Source organism: Microbacterium sp. NPDC087591 (genome assembly GCF_044743625.1).
GTDB lineage: Bacteria > Actinomycetota > Actinomycetes > Actinomycetales > Microbacteriaceae > Microbacterium.
In genome coordinates, this window is the sequence record NZ_JBIUWU010000001.1 from 1,268,196 (window position 1) to 1,284,613 (window position 16,418).

12 protein-coding genes are annotated in these 16,418 nt (G+C 69.4%); 4 read left to right on the top strand and 8 right to left on the bottom strand.

The window, feature by feature from the left end; genetic code table 11:
• Positions 1-13 precede the first annotated feature (13 nt).
• The 3 genes from kdpC to ACIOVG_RS05915 are packed head-to-tail and all read left to right on the top strand — an operon-like array spanning position 14 to position 3,842.
• The gene (gene kdpC / locus ACIOVG_RS05905) at positions 14-616 is read left to right on the top strand and encodes a potassium-transporting ATPase subunit KdpC (RefSeq protein ID WP_400870147.1); all 603 of its coding nucleotides are present in this window, start codon (positions 14-16) and stop codon (positions 614-616) included.
• A complete protein-coding gene (locus ACIOVG_RS05910) occupies positions 613-3,174 on the top strand; it encodes an ATP-binding protein (protein WP_400870150.1) in 2,562 nt (853 codons plus the stop codon). The genes kdpC and ACIOVG_RS05910 overlap by 4 nt, the downstream gene beginning before the upstream one ends.
• Entirely contained in the window at positions 3,171-3,842 is a 672-nt protein-coding gene (locus ACIOVG_RS05915; RefSeq protein WP_400870153.1) for a response regulator, read from the top strand. Before ACIOVG_RS05910 ends, ACIOVG_RS05915 begins: the two co-directional genes overlap by 4 nt.
• Positions 3,843-3,971: 129 nt before the next feature.
• On the opposite strand, the gene ACIOVG_RS05920 is transcribed toward ACIOVG_RS05915, so the two are convergent.
• The 3 genes from ACIOVG_RS05920 to ACIOVG_RS05930 all read right to left on the bottom strand — a co-directional run bounded on the left by ACIOVG_RS05920 (position 3,972) and on the right by ACIOVG_RS05930 (position 6,440).
• On the bottom strand, positions 3,972-4,760 hold the full coding sequence (locus tag ACIOVG_RS05920; RefSeq protein ID WP_400870156.1) for a TspO/MBR family protein: 789 nt from the start codon (positions 4,758-4,760) through the stop codon (positions 3,972-3,974).
• 102 nt (positions 4,761-4,862) lie between these two features.
• The gene (locus ACIOVG_RS05925; protein ID WP_400870159.1) at positions 4,863-5,750 is read right to left on the bottom strand and encodes an aldo/keto reductase; all 888 of its coding nucleotides are present in this window, start codon (positions 5,748-5,750) and stop codon (positions 4,863-4,865) included.
• Between the two features lie 120 nt (positions 5,751-5,870).
• A complete protein-coding gene (locus ACIOVG_RS05930; protein WP_400870161.1) occupies positions 5,871-6,440 on the bottom strand; it encodes a TetR/AcrR family transcriptional regulator in 570 nt (189 codons plus the stop codon).
• A 96-nt stretch (positions 6,441-6,536) separates the two neighbouring features.
• Between ACIOVG_RS05930 and ACIOVG_RS05935 the strand changes: the two genes are divergently transcribed.
• A complete protein-coding gene (locus ACIOVG_RS05935) occupies positions 6,537-7,379 on the top strand; it encodes an alpha/beta fold hydrolase (protein WP_400870164.1) in 843 nt (280 codons plus the stop codon).
• Between the two features lie 112 nt (positions 7,380-7,491).
• Here ACIOVG_RS05935 and ACIOVG_RS05940 read toward each other — a convergent pair whose 3' ends face one another.
• The 5 genes from ACIOVG_RS05940 to ACIOVG_RS05960 all read right to left on the bottom strand — a co-directional run bounded on the left by ACIOVG_RS05940 (position 7,492) and on the right by ACIOVG_RS05960 (position 16,298).
• Positions 7,492-10,260, bottom strand: a complete 2,769-nt coding sequence (locus ACIOVG_RS05940; protein WP_400870167.1) for a glycosyl hydrolase 53 family protein — start codon at positions 10,258-10,260, stop codon at positions 7,492-7,494.
• Between the two features lie 29 nt (positions 10,261-10,289).
• Positions 10,290-11,201, bottom strand: a complete 912-nt coding sequence (locus ACIOVG_RS05945) for a sugar ABC transporter permease (RefSeq protein ID WP_400870170.1) — start codon at positions 11,199-11,201, stop codon at positions 10,290-10,292.
• On the bottom strand, positions 11,201-12,823 hold the full coding sequence (locus ACIOVG_RS05950; protein WP_400870173.1) for an ABC transporter permease subunit: 1,623 nt from the start codon (positions 12,821-12,823) through the stop codon (positions 11,201-11,203). Before ACIOVG_RS05950 ends, ACIOVG_RS05945 begins: the two co-directional genes overlap by 1 nt.
• 123 nt (positions 12,824-12,946) lie before the next feature.
• Positions 12,947-14,173 (bottom strand): extracellular solute-binding protein, encoded by a 1,227-nt coding sequence (locus ACIOVG_RS05955; protein WP_400870176.1) that lies wholly within the window; start codon positions 14,171-14,173, stop codon positions 12,947-12,949.
• 121 nt (positions 14,174-14,294) lie between these two features.
• The gene (locus ACIOVG_RS05960) at positions 14,295-16,298 is read right to left on the bottom strand and encodes a beta-galactosidase (RefSeq protein WP_400870179.1); all 2,004 of its coding nucleotides are present in this window, start codon (positions 16,296-16,298) and stop codon (positions 14,295-14,297) included.
• Positions 16,299-16,418 lie beyond the last annotated feature (120 nt).

Consider the following 16,418-nt stretch of genomic DNA (forward strand, 5'->3'; position numbering starts at 1 on the left):
AAGAGATACAGACATGTCCTCCACCCGTACCGCTCTGCGCACCACCGGGGTCGCCGTGCGCGCGATGCTCATCCTCACCCTGGTGCTCGGCATCGGCTACACGCTGGTCGTCACCGGCATCGGACAGCTGCTGCTCCCCTGGCAGGCGAACGGCTCGCCGCTCCCCGACGGCAAAGGCAGCTCGCTGATCGGGCAGTCCTTCACGGATGCCGACGGCGAAGCGCTCCCCGAGTACTTCCAGTCGCGTCCCTCCGCCGCCGGCGACGGTTACGACGGCACGTCCTCCGGCGGCAGCAACCTCGGCCCGGAGAACCCCGACCTCGTCACCGCGATCCAGGAGCGCAAGCAGGCCATCGCCACGCGCGAGGGGGTCGACCCGTCCGAGGTTCCCGCCGACGCCGTCACGGCATCCGGCTCCGGACTCGACCCGCACATCAGCGTGGCGTACGCACTGCTGCAGGTACCCAGGGTGGCGGAGGCGCGCGACCTGCCGGAGGCCGAGGTACGGGCGCTCGTGGAGTCTAGGATTCAAGGGCGGGATCTGGGATTCCTCGGCGAGGAGCGCATCAACGTCGCCGAGCTCAATCTCGCGCTCGATGAGCGGGAGGGTGCATGAGCGCAGAGCGGACGCGCAGCCACGAGCACGGCCCCGCACGGCGTGGCCGTCTGCGCGTGCTGCTCGGAGCCGCACCCGGCGTCGGCAAGACGTTCGAGATGCTGGCCGAGGGCCGCCGGCTGCTCGACGAGGGCCGCGACGTCGTGATCGCGATCGTCGAGACGCACGACCGGGCGGCGACGCACGCGCAGACCATCGGACTCCCCGAGGTCCCCCGTCGCTCCGACAGCCACCGCGGCATCACCCTGACCGAGCTCGACGTCGATGCGGTGATCGCCCGCCATCCCGAGATCGCCCTGGTCGACGAGCTGGCGCACACGAACATCCCCGGCTCCACGAATCCGAAACGCTGGCAGGATGTCGAGCTGCTGCGCGACGCCGGCATCGACGTCATCACCACCGTCAACGTGCAGCACATTGAGTCGCTGAACGCCGTGGTCGAGAAGATCACCGGTATCGCCCAGCAGGAGACGATCCCGGATGCCGTCGTGCGTGCGGCCGATGAGATCGAGGTCGTCGACCTGGCCCCGCAGTCGCTACGCGACCGGCTCTCCGCCGGACTCGTGTACCCCGCGGAGCGCATCGACGCCGCACTGTCGAACTACTTCCGCCTGGGCAACCTCACCGCGCTGCGCGAGCTCGCACTGCTCTGGCTCGCCGATGAGGTCGACAGCGCCCTGCGCAGCTACCGCGCCGACCACGGGATCGAGGGCAGCTGGCAGGCGCGCGAGCGCGTGGTCGTCGCGCTGACCGGAGGCCCGGAGGGCGAGACCCTGCTGCGCCGCGGCGCCCGCATCGCCGCCCGATCGGCCGGAGGAGAGCTGCTGGCAGTGCACGTCTCCACTCAGGACGGGCTGCGCGGAGAGACCCCCGGCGCCCTGGCCTCCCAGCGGGCGCTCGTCGAGTCGCTGGGCGGCAGCTTCCACCAGATCATCGGCGACGACATCCCCGGCACCCTCGTCGAGTTCGCCCAGGGGGCGGATGCCACGCAGCTGGTGATCGGCGTGAGCCGGCGCAGTCGGCTGATGGCGGCGCTCACCGGACCGGGCATCGGCTCCGAGATCATCCGCGGTTCCGGCGACATCGATGTGCACATCGTGACGCACGCCGCGGCCGGAGGTCGGGCGGCACTCCCGCGCATCACCGGCGGTGCACTGGGCTGGCGGCGCCAGGTGCTCGGGTTCGCGGTCGCGCTCGTGTTCGGCCCCCTGCTGTCGTGGCTGATGTTCACGTTCCGCAGCCCCGAGTCCATCACGGCCGAGGTCCTCGCCTACCAGCTGCTCGTGGTCGTCGTCGCGCTCATCGGCGGGCTGCGCCCCGCGGTGTTCGCCGCCGTGCTCTCGGGGATCACCCTCGACTTCCTCTTCGTCGCCCCGCTGTTCACGATCACGATCGCGCATCCGCTGCACGTGCTCGCGCTCACCCTCTACGTCATCATCGCGATCCTGGTGAGCCTGATCGTCGACCAGGCCGCCCGGCGGGCGCGCACGGCCAAGCGCGCGACGGCCGAGGCCGAACTGCTCGCCGCGGTCGCCGGCAACGTGCTGCGCGGCGACAACGCCGTGCTCGCCCTCGTCAGCCGCACCCGCGAGGCCTTCGGGCTGAGCGGGGTGCGGCTGCTCTCCCCCGAGGGCGAGGTGCTGGCCAGCGACGGCGAGCCCCTGCGCGACGGGCGGGCCACCACGATCCCGGTGCTCTCCGCGTCCGACACGACGCCCCGCGCGCTGCTCGAACTGCACGGCGACCCGCTCGACGGCCCCGCCCGCCGCCTGCTCGACGCGATCGTCGCCCAGCTGTCGGCCGCCATCGAGCACACCGATCTGCGCGCCACCGCGGAGGAGGCGGTCGCGCTCGCCGAGACCGATCAGGTGCGCAGCGCCCTGCTCTCGGCGCTCAGCCACGACCTGCGCCGCCCGCTGGCCTCGGCCGTCGCCGCCATCGGTGGGCTGCGCGGCGCGCATGAGCTCTCCGCCGACGATCGCGCCGAGCTCCTCGCCACCGCCGACGAGAGCCTCGCGACGCTGTCGACCCTCGTCACCGATCTGCTCGACGTGAGCCGCGTGCAGGCCGGAGTGCTCGCCGTGTCGGCGCAGCGGCTCGAGGCCACCTCCCCGATCCTCGCCGCCGTCGACGAACTCGGACTGGGACCGGCCGACGTCGACCTGACACTCGACCCCGGCCTGCCCGCGCTGTACGCCGATCCGGTGCTGCTGCAGCGGGTGCTGGTGAACGTGCTCGCCAATGCGCATCGCCACTCGCCGCCGGACAGACGCGTCATCATCTCGACGAGCACGATCGGCGACCGCGCGGAGATCCGCATCATCGACCGCGGGGAGGGCGTGCCTGTCGAGCGGCGCGACAGCATCTTCCAGCCGTTCCAGCGCTTCGGCGACACCGACAACACGACCGGCCTCGGACTCGGACTCGCCCTGTCGCGCGGGTTCACCGAGGGCATGGGCGGTAGCCTGACACCCGAGGACACCCCGGGTGGAGGACTCACGATGGTCATCTCGCTGCCGCTGGCCGCAGCGGATCCGCACAGGGAGGACACGGAGTGAAGCTCCTCATCGCCGACGACGACCCGCAGATGGTGCGTGCGCTGCGCATCACGCTCGCCGCCCACGGCTACGAGGTCGTGGTCGCGGCCGACGGTGCGGCAGCGATCGCGGCAGCGGCGCAGTCCCACCCCGACCTCATCATGCTCGACCTCGGCATGCCGCGACTCGACGGCATCGAGGTGATCCAGGCCCTGCGCGGCTGGACGAACGTGCCCATCATCGTGGTCTCCGGGCGCACCGGTTCGGCCGACAAGGTCGATGCGCTCGACGCCGGCGCCGACGACTTCGTCACCAAGCCGTTCCAGGTCGACGAGCTGCTGGCGCGGCTGCGCGCCCTGTCGCGGCGCTCCCTCCCGGCGGGCGGCGAGTCGGCCGTGTCGTTCGGCGATGTGGTGGTCGACCTCTCGACCAAGACCGTCACCCGCGCGGGCTCCCGCGTGCACCTGACGCCGACCGAATGGCGCATGCTCGAGCATCTCTCGCGGCACCCCGGCGCACTCGTGACCCGGCAGGATCTGCTGAAGGAGATCTGGGGCAGCGAGCAGGTGTCCGACTCCGGCTACCTGCGGCTGTACATGTCGCAACTGCGCAAGAAGCTCGAGCAGGAGCCCAGCTCCCCGGTGCACCTGCTGACCGAGTCCGGGATGGGCTACCGGCTGGTGCTGTGAGCCCTCGGCTCGGCTCGCCAGTCTTGCGGACCGTCGCAACTTCTGCGGCCGATCCGCGCGGATTCCTCCGCCGAAGGCGACTGTGGCCGCAGAAGTTCAGGGGCCACAGGTGGCTGTGGCCGCAGAAGTTCAGGCAGGAACAGCGGCTCGCCCGCGCCGCACGGCGAGCGCGGCTGTCACCAGCACCACGGCGACGATGATCGCGGCGACGGCGGTGGCGGTGCTCTCGGGCTCGCCCGTCAGACGCCCCACCGCGAGCCAGGCCAGTCCCCACGCGGTCGCGAGCGCCGGCGCGATGCGTCCGGTCGCCCATGCCGCGGCGACGCCGATGACCATCACGACCGCGAGCACGATCACGGCCCAGACCTCGGCCTGATCTGCCCAGCCCTCCGGCGCGATCTGCGTCAGCCACGCGGTGATGTTGGCGACGGTCGCGATCGTGACCCAGCCGAAGTGGAGGCCGTTCGCCCCGTCGACCACCAGGCGCTCCGGCCATCCGCGAGCGGGCCGTCGTCCGAGCAGCACGATCACCCTGGCCAGGGTCGCGAGCAGCAGCGCGATCACGATCACCGTCATGATCAGCGAGCCGAACTGGGCCGTCACCAACCACAGCCCGTTGAGCACCAGGGACAGGGCGATCCATCCCCCGACCGTCCGCTGACGTTCGTCTGCGCGCTGCGCCGGCAACGCCTGCCACACCGTGTAGGCGATGAGCCCGATGTAGATGAGCGTCCAGATCGAGAACGCCGGTCCGGCGGGCGCGAGGTACGAGCCCTGCGCCGACAGCGCCCCGTCCTGCAGCTCGCTGACGGAGGTCCCGCCGAACGCACCGGCCCCGACGGCCGCGGCGATCAGCATGAAGGATGCCGCAGCGATGATCACCGTCTGCCTGATGATGTCCCTGCTCCGAGATTCCATGCCCCGGACACTATCCGTGCATCCAATCCCGCGCATCCACCTTGACACCGGCGACCAAAAAGTCTAACCAGGCGAGAGATATCCACCGGTGTCGCCCAGGGCTCAGGCCTCGTCGATCACCCGGTCGAAGAACTCGTCGCGCGGAGCGTCGGGATCAGGACCGCTGCGCACCCCGGTGTCGAGGGCGTCGAGCTGTGCGAGCTCGTCGGCCTCGAGCGCGAAGTCGAACACGTCGAAGTTCTCGGCGATGCGGCCGGGGTTCGTCGACTTCGGGATCGCCGAACGACCTTCCTGCAGGTGCCACCGCAGCATGACCTGCGCGGGGCTCTTGCCGTGCCGCTCAGCGATCGCGGCGATCGTCGGGTCCTGCATCACGTTGCGACGCTCGTCACCCCACGGTCCGGGATAGAACGTGATGCCGCCGATCGGCGACCAGGCCTGCGTCACGATGCCGTGCGCGGCATCCGCTCGCTGCACATCGGGCTGTGCGAAGTACGGATGCAGCTCCACCTGGTTGACCGCCGGGACGACGTCGGTCTCCTGACGCAGACGCTCCAGGTGCGGGGGCATGAAGTTGCTGACACCGATCGCGCGAACCCGCCCGTCCGCGAGCAGTGTCTCGAGCGCCTGGTAGGCGGCGATCACGCTGTCGATGCGAGCAGGGGCGGGCTGATGCAGAATGAACAGGTCGAGCGTGTCGATGCCGAGCTTGCCCGTGGCCTTCTCGAACGCGTGGAGGGTCTTGTCGTAGCCGTAGTCCGACACCCATACCTTGGTCTCGACGAAGACCTCATCGCGCGGGATTCCCGAGCGGCGGATGCCCTCGCCCACCTCGCGTTCGTTGCGGTACGCGGCCGCGGTGTCGATGTGACGGTAGCCGACGCGCAGTGCTTCCGCGACGGCGGCCGCCGTCTCCTCCGGTGCGCTCTGGAAGACGCCGAGCCCCAGCGCGGGCATCGTGACCCCGTTGTTCAGAGTGAGATCGATCATGGTGAGTCCTTTCGCCGGCGGGCCGCGCCACGCGGCGTCGTCCTGTCATCCACCGTAGGAGTCGCTCCTCGCGCGCGGGAGGTCAGGGCTTAACCGGTACTGGTGGAACCTGGTTCGCACTCAGACGCGCGCCGGGATCACGGCGTCGATCAGCACCTCGGCGGCACCGCGCGCCTGCACCGCAACCTGCGGATCGGCGGAGATCGCGGCGGTGCTCTGCGCCCCCTCGGCGAGGATCGACAGCTGCGCGGCCAGCGCGGCAGGAGCACCGATGTCGGCGACGAGTCCGGCCATGTAGTCCTGGAACGACGCCTTGTGCGCGCGCACGACCGCGGCGACCTCAGGGTTGGTGCCGCCCAGCTCGCCGAAGGCGTTGATGAAGGCGCAGCCGCGGAAGCTGTCGGTGCAGAACCAATTCTCCAGGTAGCCGTACACGGCGAGCAGGCGCGCGCGAGGGTCGTCACCGGCATCCGCCACCGCCGTCGAGAGCCCGGACTCCCATTCGGCGTGCTTGCGGGCGAGCACCGCGGCGACGATGTCGTTCTTGGCGGGGAACAGTCCGTAGAGGCGACGCAGCGACACGCCGGCGCTCTGGCGCAGCTCGTCCATGCCGACGGCCGCGTAGCCCTTGCGGTAGTACAGCTCCTCGGCGGCGGCGAGGATGCGTTCGCGAGCGTCTTCTTCGGTCATACCCAGAAGTGTACTTGACATGAGAACGATCGTTCTCTAGATTGAGGACATCGAGCGAGAACGATCGTTCTCACCGGAACCGGAAGGATCAGGATCATGGGTTACATCACCGTCGGCAACGAGAACAGCACCCCGATCGAGCTGTACTACGAAGACCAGGGAGCCGGCCAGCCCGTCGTCCTGATCCACGGCTACCCGCTCGACGGGCACAGCTGGGAGCGCCAGACGCGCGAGCTGCTCGCCCAGGGCTACCGGGTGATCACCTACGACCGCCGCGGCTTCGGGCAGTCATCCAAGGTGAACGTCGGCTACGACTACGACACCTTCGCCGCCGACCTCAACACGGTGCTCGAGACCCTCGACCTGCGCGATGTCGTGCTCGTCGGCTTCTCGATGGGCACCGGCGAACTGGCCCGCTACGTCGCCCGCTACGGCCACGAGCGCGTCGCCAAGCTCGCGTTCCTCGCCTCGCTCGAACCGTTCCTGGTGCAGCGCGACGACAACCCCGAAGGTGTGCCGCAGGACGTGTTCGACGGCATCGAGGCGGCGGCCAAGGGCGACCGCTTCGCATGGTTCACCGACTTCTACCAGAACTTCTACAACCTCGACGAGAACCTCGGCTCGCGCATCAGCCAGGAGGCCGTCACCGGCAGCTGGAACGTCGCGATCGGCAGCGCCCCCGTCGCCGCCTACGCCGTCGTCTCGTCCTGGATCGAGGACTTCCGCGCCGACGTCGAGGCCGTGGCAGCCGCCGCGAAGCCGACGCTGATCCTGCACGGCACCAAGGACAACATCCTCCCGATCGACGCGACCGCGCGCCGCTTCCACCAGGCCGTCCCCGCGGCCGAGTACGTCGAGGTCGAGGGTGCGCCGCACGGCCTGCTGTGGACCCACGCCGACGAAGTCAACGCGGCGCTGAAGGACTTCCTCAGCAAGTAAGCCCCGCTGCTGCGGCATCCGGATCTCGGAGTTCTGCGGCATCTCGGATCATCCCGTGCGGATCGGTCCGAGATGCCGCAGTTCTCCGAAGGGCGATCCGGCGATCCGTGGCTCAGCGCCCGACCGTGACCGCCACGGGCTGGCTCGCCGTTGCCCCGGCGGCGTTCACGAACTCGACCCGGTACGTGTATGTCCCGACGGCACGACCGGTGACCGGCACGGCCACCTGCTGCAGGTTCGGCGTCTTCGCCTCGAGCTCTCCCTGCGTCAGCAGCACCCCGTTCTCGAACACCCGGTACGAGGTGGCGTTCGTGCCCCACCAGAGGTTCGCCGTCACGGTGTAGCTCCCGTCGCGATCCCAGTTGTCGTGCGAGAGCACCGGCACGCCCGGCGCCGCATCCTTCACCGCCACCGTGACCGGCTGCACCGCGGTCACCCCTCGCGAGTTCACGAGCTCCCCCGTGTACACATAGCTGCCGTTCGTCTTGCCGCTCACCGGTATCCGCACGGTCTGCGCCGCGGTGCCGCCATATTCCAGCGGCACGGTCGAGATGAGCACACCGTTCTCGAACACCCGCAGCTTCGTGGCGTTCTGCCCCCACCACAGGTTCATCGTGACCGTGAAGTCGCCGTCGAGCAGTCCGGTGTCGTGACCGTTGTCGTGCGACAACACTCCCCGGGCCGGCGCCGCCGTCGCCGAGTCCCTCACCACGAGGGCGTCGACTGCGGCATCCAGCGCGGCGATCGCTCCCGCCACCGCATCCGCGCTCGGCGCCGCCGCCGCGAGCACGATGTCGGCCCGCGCGATCGCCCCGGCGAGGCCCGCGGTCGACTCCTCGACGTACTGCGTCGGATCCACGTCCGCTGCGGCATCCCGCTGCGAACGCAGCTCTGTCGTGTCGGCACCGGCCTCCGGCGCCCGCACCAGCTCGAAGTCGTCGAGCGTTCCCCATGCCCCCGCGGGCAGGCTGCTCGTGACACGCACGGTCGCAGTACCGCCGTCAGCGACCTGCACGGCCTCGGTCTCCGGCGTCGACCAGACCCGCCACCCGTCGAACGCGAAGGCCGCGGGCGCTCCCGTCGCGGCGGGCGTCGACAGCGACAGGCCGGCACGCCCGTCGGCACCCTCGCCGTCGCCCTGCAGGGAGGCGCGCGCGACGTACGACCCGGCGGGCAGATCGGACACCGTCTGCGCGAGCTCGAAGGAGTACGCGGATGCCGAGTAGAAGTGCGCCGAGTTCGTGCCGCTGCGCGGGTCGTCCCAGGCACGCAGCGTGAGTCCGGTGCCGCTCGTCCTCCACATGCTCGTGTCTGCGGCCTCGAACCCCGGGTTGCGCAGGAAGTTGCGCGCGGAGACGGTCACCGTGGCGGTGGCCGCGAGACCCGCATCCGTGGCTCCCGAGACCGCGTACTCGCCCACGCCCTCGATGTACTGCGCCGCGTCCGACCAGGTGACCTGCTGCTGCTCCGACGAACCGTCGTTGTAGAGCACGGTGACCTCGCGCGGCAGCTCGACGGCATCGCCCTCGGTCACCCGCAGAGCCACCGGGTGCACCGACTCCACGGCACGTGAAGCCTGGGCACCGGTGCGCACGTACGAGAAGATGTTCAGCGCGTCGGACGCGGTGCCGTCGAATGCGAACAGCGCCTGGTTGTCCCACGCCGATCCACCGAACCAGTGCCCGGCGTCCTCCGGTTCGTACTCGCCGGCGAAGCTCGACGCCCATCCCGATCCGTCGCGCTCCCACAGCACCTTGTTCTGCTCGAGCTGCGCCGGGGTACCGACCGGCAGCCACGCGGGCTCCCAGTAGTACACGCCGATTCCGGCCTCGCCGACGTCGACGACAGCCTGCACGACCGCACGCACCGCATCTGCCTGGCCCTGCACGCTCACCGGGTACTGCGTCGCCTCGGACGGCAGGTCGATGACGTTGCCGTGCCCGTCGCCGTCGTCGAGCGTGAACGCCCACGAGGTCTCGGCGACCATGACCTTCTTGCCGTATGTCTCGGCGACGTGCGAGAGCACCGCGGTGAGGTTCTCGGGAGTGCCGTGCCAGAACGGGTAGTACGACGATGCGAACACGTCGTAGTCGACATCGCGGCGGTCGAGCTGGGCGGCGACGTCGGCGTAGAAGCCGGCGCGCTCGGGGTTGGTGAAGTGCAGCGCGACGAGCGTGTCCGGCGACTCGGCGCGCACGGCGGCGGAGCCCGCCGCGAACACCTTCGCCATGGCATCCCAGCCGCGCACACCGGCGACGCCTCCGTTCGTCTCGTTGCCGACCTGCACCATGCGCAGGTCGACGCCCGCTTCGGCGAGGCGTCGCACCGCGTCTCGGGTGAAGACGCCCACTTCGGCGGCGACCTCATCGACCGTCATCCCCGCCCAGGCCTTGGGCGCCTGCTGCTTGGCGGGGTCGGCCCAGAAGTCCGAGTAGTGGAAGTCGACGAGCACGCCGAGCCCGGCATCCGTCGCGCGCTGAGAGATCTCCACCGCGCGGTCGACGTCGACGTCACCGCCGCCGTAGCCGTTGCCGTCCGCGTCGAACGGGTTGTTCCACACCCGCACCCGCACGTCGGTGACCCCGGCGTCGGCGAGGATCTCGAACAGATCGCCCGGAGTGCCGTCGGAGTCGCGGAACACGACGCCGGACGCCTCGAGCGACAGCACCGACGAGACGTCGACGCCGCCGATGAAATCCTCCGGCAGATTCTCGACGCGCGGGACGGTGATCGTGGCATCCACCGGGGCGGCTGCCGCGACGATCACTGCCGAGGATGCAGGGGTCGAGGCGGCCGACGCCGGCACCGACACCCCGATCAGGGAGACAGCGGCGACCGTGGCCAGGGCGGTGGAGAGAAGGGAACGCGTGCGACGGTGCATGACGGCCTTTCGAGCAGGAGGGGTGAGGATCAGCCTTTGACGGATCCTTGGGTGAGTCCGCCGACGATGTACTTCTGCAGCGAGAAGAACAGCGCGAGGACGGGCACGGCGGCGACCACGACACCGGCGGCGAACAGCCCCCAGCGCGAGGTCAGCTGGTTGGAGACCCACTGGTACATGCCGACGGCGAGGGTCCAGTTGTCCTCGGAGGTGAGGATGATCTTCGACAGGATGAAGTCGCCGAAGGCCGCGAGGAACGCGAGCAGCGCGACGACCGCGAGGATCGGCACGACCAGCGGCATGATGAGCCGCCAGAAGATCTGCGCGTGGGTTGCTCCGTCGATCTTGGCCGACTCGTCGATCTCGACCGGGATCGTGTTGAAGAAGCCGTACATCAGGAACGTGTTCGCGCCGAGTGCGCCGCCGAGGTACACGCAGATGAGGGCGATCTTCGAGTTGATGCCGAGCGCGGGCACCACATCGCCGATGGTCTGCAGCATCAGGAAGATCGCGATGAACGCGAGGGCCTGCGGGAACATCTGCAGCACCAGCAGCGTGGTGAGGCTGGCGCGCCTGCCGCTGAACCGGAACCGCGAGAACGCGTACGCGCCGCAGGCGCCCATGAGCACCGAGCCGACCGCGGTCACGCCGCCGATCAGCAGCGTGTTACCGAACCACACCCAATAGCGGGATTCGCCGAGGGCGATGTAGTTCGCCGGATCGAACGCACTGAACAGAGCACTGGATGCCGCGAGGCTGCCGTTCGGGTTGAGCGATGCCGACAGCACGTACACGAGCGGGAACGCGGCGAAGATCAGCACACCGACGGCCAGGATGTACTTCCAGCCGATCTCGCTCCACCAGCGACGCCGACGTGCACCCGCGCGGGCGGCCTGCGTCTGCGTCGACGAACCGGTCACGATGACTCTGGTCTCGCTCATCACTGGTACTCCTCGAGCTTGCGGGTCTGTCGGAAGCTCAGCGCTGAGATGAGGCCGACCACGATGAAGGCGATGATCGACAGCGCGCTCGCGAGGCCGTAGTCGGCCGCACCACCCGAGACGCCCGAGACGTCGTAGATGGCCGAGACGAGGATGTCGGTCGAGCCCAGTGCATACGGTGCACCGGCGATGGCCGGCCCGCCGTTGTTGAAGGTGTAGATCACGGTGAAGTTGTTGAACGCCACCGCGAACGAGGCGATCAGCAGAGGCGCGGTCGAGACGAGCAGCAGCGGCAGCACGATCGCCCGGAACCGCTGGATCTTGTTCGCCCCGTCGATCTCGGCCGCCTCGAGCGTCTCGCCGGGCAGCGACTGCAGCGCGCCGGTGCAGACCAGGAACCAGTACGGATAGCTGAGCCAGACGTTCACGAAGATCACCGCGGCACGGGTCAGCCACGGATCCCCGAGCCAGTTGATGTGCGCCCCGAAGAAGAGGAGGTCGTTGATCACGCCGAACTCGGCGTTGAACATGCCACGGAACAGCAGCGCGGCCATGAACGCGGGGAACGCGTACGGCAGGATGAACAGCGCCCGCAGGAGCCGTCTGCCCTTGACCCTGGGGTCGTTGTAGACGATCGCGAGGCCGAGTCCGACGGCGAAGCTGAGCACGACGGACAGGATCGCGAATGCGAACGTCCAGACCGTGACGCTCAACAGGGTGCCCGCGAGGTTCGCGTCGGTGAAGAGCTTGAGGAAGTTGGCGAAGCCGACGTTCACGGACCACCCGGTCGGCAGCGCCGTGCCGTCGTCTGCGACGAACGCGCCGAGCTCGGTGGCCGTGTACACCGTGCCGGACTGCGTGTCGGTGATGGTCTGCGCATCGGCATCCCACACCAGCGTCGGCTCGTAGACCGAACCGGTGGATCCTTCACGGGTGCGGATCGAGCCGTCGTTGGGGTCATCCGACACCGGAACGCGGAGGTCCTTGATCGTCGCGCCGAGTGTGGCGTCGGTCAGCACGGTCGCGCGGGGGATGACCGTCCACCCCGGAACCTCGCTGGGGGCGCCGGTGGTGCCGATCTCGGCACCGGATACCGCGGTCAGCGGCTCCTCCGCCGAGCCGACACGAACGTCGCCGTCCTCGTCGACGATCGCGAAGCCGAGCTCGCCACCGCGCTCCACGATGGACAGCGGGTAGTCGGCGGACCCGTCGACACGGCGCTCACCCTGGATCAGTGCGGCCTCGACCGCCTGCTCCTGCGTGCCGACGTGGCCGGTGCCGTAGTTGGTGAAGGCGATGTAGGCCGTGTAGCCGAAGATGAACACCTGGAAGACGAGCAGGAAGACCAGCCCGGGCAGCAGATACTTCAGCGGCAGCGCCCGACGGGTGAAGTACACCCAGTCGGCGATGATCACCAGCAGGACGACGACGCCGAGGACGATCCAGGACTCGGCGCTCCACGCCGAGATCGCCGTCATGATGCCGAAGGCGTTGACCAGCGCCATGAGCGCGAGCTTGATGAGGAACCCCCAGCCGAGGCCGCGGAAACGGCGGGCGTGGGATTCGCGCGAGGACCTCACCACCGGGGTGGGCGCCTGCGTGGGCGGTGCCTGGATCGTCATGTCATCCGTCCTGTCTGCGGATCGCTGGCGTCCTTCGTCTCGTCGCTGCGCTCCCGCTCAGGAGACGGCCTGGAGAGAACCGGCTCCTGAGCGGGCGAAGCGAGACGAAGGGCTCCGGCAGAATCAACCCGCGAGAGTCGTCTCGAGGTCGGCGACCATGGTGTTCCACGTCGACACGGGGTCGGCGCCGTTGATGATCTGCGCCTGAGCGGCGTTCCAGAGGTCCCACACCGAGCCCATCTCGGGGATCGACGGCATCGGCACGCCGTTCTTGGCGGATGCCACGAAACCGGCCGTGATCGGGTCGGACGAGACCTCCTCGGCGAGCGTGGTCCATGCCGGGATACGGGGATCGGCCTCGTACAGGGCGCGCTGCGCGTCTTCGGTGCCGAGGTAGTTCACGAGGAACTCCTGGGCGAGAAGCGCGTTCTTGCTCTTGCTCGACAGGTAGAAGCCCTGCACACCGACGAACGGGGCGGCGGTCTCGCCACCGGCCGAGGGGATCGGGTTCACCGCGACGTCGATGCCGTCGAACGCGCTGATCGCCCACGGACCCTGGATCGTGTACGGAGCCTTGCCCGACGCGAACAGCTCGTTGTTGATGTCGTAGTCGATCGTGGTCGAGATGTAGCCGGTGCCCGTGGCGCCGTTGGCGCCGAGCCAGGTGGCGAACGCCTCGCCGGGCGCGCCGCCCATGCCGACCTCGCTCGTGTACGAGCCGGTGTCGTCCTGCACGAAGACCGGGGCTCCGAACGAGGTCTGCAGCCCGTACATCGTGTAGCCGTCGCCGGTCTCGCCCGCGGTGTTGATGACGAACGGACGCTCGGTTCCCGCCGCGACGCCCTTCGCGATCATGTCGTCCCAGGTCGCGGGCGCCTCGGCGCCGACGAGGTCGACATTCTGCACCAGGGCGATGGTCTCGAGCGAGTACGGCAGCGCGTACAGCTGGCCGTCGTACGTCATCGCGTCGAGGGCGACCTGCTCGAACTCCGACGCCTTGTCGGCGAGATCGATCGTGTCGACGACGCCGGCCGCGACCAGCGCGCCGAGCCAGTCGTGGGCGCCGACGGTGATGTCGGGGCCCTCGCCGGTCGGCACCTGCGCGATGAAGTCGTTGCGGAGGTCTTCGAAGTTCTTCTGCACGAGGGTGACCGTGGCTCCGGTCTCCTCCTCGAAGGCCTCGGCGGCGGCGGTGATCGCGGCTTCGCGCTCCGCGTCCGTCCAGATGACGAGTTCCGCGCCGTCTCCCGACGTGGCGTCGTCGCCGCCCTCGGGCGCGCCGGCCGAGCAGCCTGCCAGCAGGACGACGGCGGACAGAGCGAGTGCGCCGACTCCGATGTGCTTGCGCATGCGTTTTCCTATCTGTTGTGGCCGACGATGCGCTTCGCGTCATCGCGACCGGTGAGTGGGTGGTGCAGTGGTGATGTCGTCGTCTCGCCCCCTGAACGAGCGGAGCGAGACGCGGGGTGGGTCAGGTGGTTCGGATGACGGCGACGCCGCCCGCCGCGATGGTCAGGGATCCCGAGACCTCGGTGCCGGTGAGCAGCTCGACGCCGGCGGCCTCGAGCTCGACGTCGTGGTCACGATGGTTGACGGCCACGCGGTACACGGCGTCGGCGCCGCGACGGGTGATGACCTCGAGGCCCTCGGCGACGCCGGACGGTGAGATGTCGGCATCCGCGTAGACCTCGTGGAGGAGCGCGCGCATGCCCGCCGCATCCAGTCGGGTGCCGACGTACCAGCCGGTACCGGCACCGTGGGTGTGCCGGGTGATCGCGGGCTCGCCTTCACCGGGTCCGCCCGAGAAGCTCGCGACGACCTCGGCTCCCTCGAGCGCGATGTCCTCCTGCCAGACGTCGGCCACGATGTCCGCATGGTCGGCCCAGTCGAGGCCATGGCTCTCGCCTTCGCGCAGCGGCAGGAACTCCTCGACCGTGAGGCCGAGCGCATCGCGCAGCGGGGCCACGAAGCCTCCGGCGTGCACGGCGTCGTTCTCGTCGACGATCGCCGAGAAGAACGAGACCAGCAGCGTGCCGCCGTCGTTCACATAGGCGGTGAGGTTCGCGGCATCCGCGGTGCTCAGCAGGTACTGCGCCGGGGCGACGACCAGTCGGTAGCCCGAGAGATCCTGGCCGGGGAGGGCGAAGTCGACGGTGATACCGTCGCGCCAGAGCTGCTCGTAGAAGCGGCGCACCTGGGCGGCGTGTGTGACGTCTTCGGACGGGCGCCATTCGAGGTCCTGCGCCCAGAACGACTCGAAGTCCCACAGGATGGCGACGTCGGCCACGACCGTGGTGCCCTGCACCTCGTCGAGGCGCCCGAGCGCGGCGCCCAGTTCGACGACCTCGCGGAAGACCCGCGAGTCGGCTCCCGCGTGCGGCAGCATCGCGGAGTGGAACTTCTCGGCGCCGGAGCGCCCTGCGCGCCACTGGAAGAAGAGGATGCCGTCTGCCCCGCGTCCGAGATGCGTGAGCGAGTTGCGCATCATCTCGCCGCGGCGCTTCGCGATGTTGCGCGGCTGCCAGTTCACGGCCGAGGTGGAGTGCTCCATGAGGATCCACGGCTTGCCGCCACCGACCGAACGACTGAGGTCGGCCGCGATCGCCAGACCGATGTGCGCATCCTCGTCGGCCGCCCACAGGTAGTGGTCGTCCGAGACGATGTCGACCTCGCGCCCCCAGGCCCACAGATCCGTGGTCCAGCTCTGGTTCGCCATGAAGTTCGTCGTGACGGGCTGCGTGGCGTGCGCGCGGATCGCGTCGCGCTCGGCGATGAAGCACGCGCGCAGCTGGTGATCCGTGAAGCGGGCGAAGTCGAGGCGCTGCGCCGGGTTCACGACGCTCGGGGCGATGGCCGGGGCGCCGATGTGCTCCCAGGCCGAGTAGTGCTGCCCCCAGAAGGCGGTGCCCCACGCGCTGTTGAGCGCCTCGAGCGAGCCGTACTTCACCTGGAGCCAGAGCCGGAAGGCGGCGACCGCGTTGGGGGAATAGTCCTCGCCGACGGGAACGCCGTATTCATTGTGCACGTGCCAGAGCACGACGGACGGATGCTGCGCGTAGCGTGCCGCGAGGGCATCCGCGATCCGGACGATCGCCTCGCGGTAGGCCGGCGACGAGTGCGACGCCATGCCACGGGAGCCGAAGCCCATGGTGCGACCCTCGCGGTCGATCACGTGCGCCTCGGGGTGGCTCGCGAAGAACCAGGCGGGCGGGGAAGCCGTGGGCGTGCCCAGGTCGACCGCGATGCCGTTCTGGTGCAGCAGGTCGAGCAGTTCGTCGAGCCAGGTGAAGTCGAACTCCCCCTCGGCGACCTCGATGAGCGCCCACGAGAAGATGCCGACGCTGACCAGGTTCACTCCGGCCTCGCGCATCAGCACGACGTCTTCGCGCCACGTCTCACGGGACCACTGCTCAGGGTTGTAGTCGCCGCCATAGGCGATTCCGCGCAGGTCGGGCCAGGCGTGGGGGGAGGTCATCGGCACTCCATCGGGTCGGTGCGGTCGTGGTGCGGTCCCTGCATGCTGTCGCTTGACTGGGACCGGTCTCAGGTTGTCACAGGGACGTGACTGGGACCGGTCTCAGTTCTACCTCAGGTC

Bases quoted from the DNA above. Each gene is read 5' to 3' on its own strand.
- kdpC (WP_400870147.1), top strand. From the start codon at position 14: ATGTCCTCCACCCGTACCGCTCTGCGCACCACCGGGGTCGCCGTGCGC.
- ACIOVG_RS05910 (WP_400870150.1), top strand. From the start codon at position 613: ATGAGCGCAGAGCGGACGCGCAGCCACGAGCACGGCCCCGCACGGCGT.
- ACIOVG_RS05920 (WP_400870156.1), bottom strand. From the start codon at position 4,760: ATGGAATCTCGGAGCAGGGACATCATCAGGCAGACGGTGATCATCGCT.
- ACIOVG_RS05925 (WP_400870159.1), bottom strand. From the start codon at position 5,750: ATGATCGATCTCACTCTGAACAACGGGGTCACGATGCCCGCGCTGGGG.
- ACIOVG_RS05930 (WP_400870161.1), bottom strand. From the start codon at position 6,440: ATGACCGAAGAAGACGCTCGCGAACGCATCCTCGCCGCCGCCGAGGAG.
- ACIOVG_RS05935 (WP_400870164.1), top strand. From the start codon at position 6,537: ATGGGTTACATCACCGTCGGCAACGAGAACAGCACCCCGATCGAGCTG.
- ACIOVG_RS05940 (WP_400870167.1), bottom strand. From the start codon at position 10,260: ATGCACCGTCGCACGCGTTCCCTTCTCTCCACCGCCCTGGCCACGGTC.
- ACIOVG_RS05945 (WP_400870170.1), bottom strand. From the start codon at position 11,201: ATGAGCGAGACCAGAGTCATCGTGACCGGTTCGTCGACGCAGACGCAG.
- ACIOVG_RS05950 (WP_400870173.1), bottom strand. From the start codon at position 12,823: ATGACGATCCAGGCACCGCCCACGCAGGCGCCCACCCCGGTGGTGAGG.
- ACIOVG_RS05955 (WP_400870176.1), bottom strand. From the start codon at position 14,173: ATGCGCAAGCACATCGGAGTCGGCGCACTCGCTCTGTCCGCCGTCGTC.
- ACIOVG_RS05960 (WP_400870179.1), bottom strand. From the start codon at position 16,298: ATGACCTCCCCCCACGCCTGGCCCGACCTGCGCGGAATCGCCTATGGC.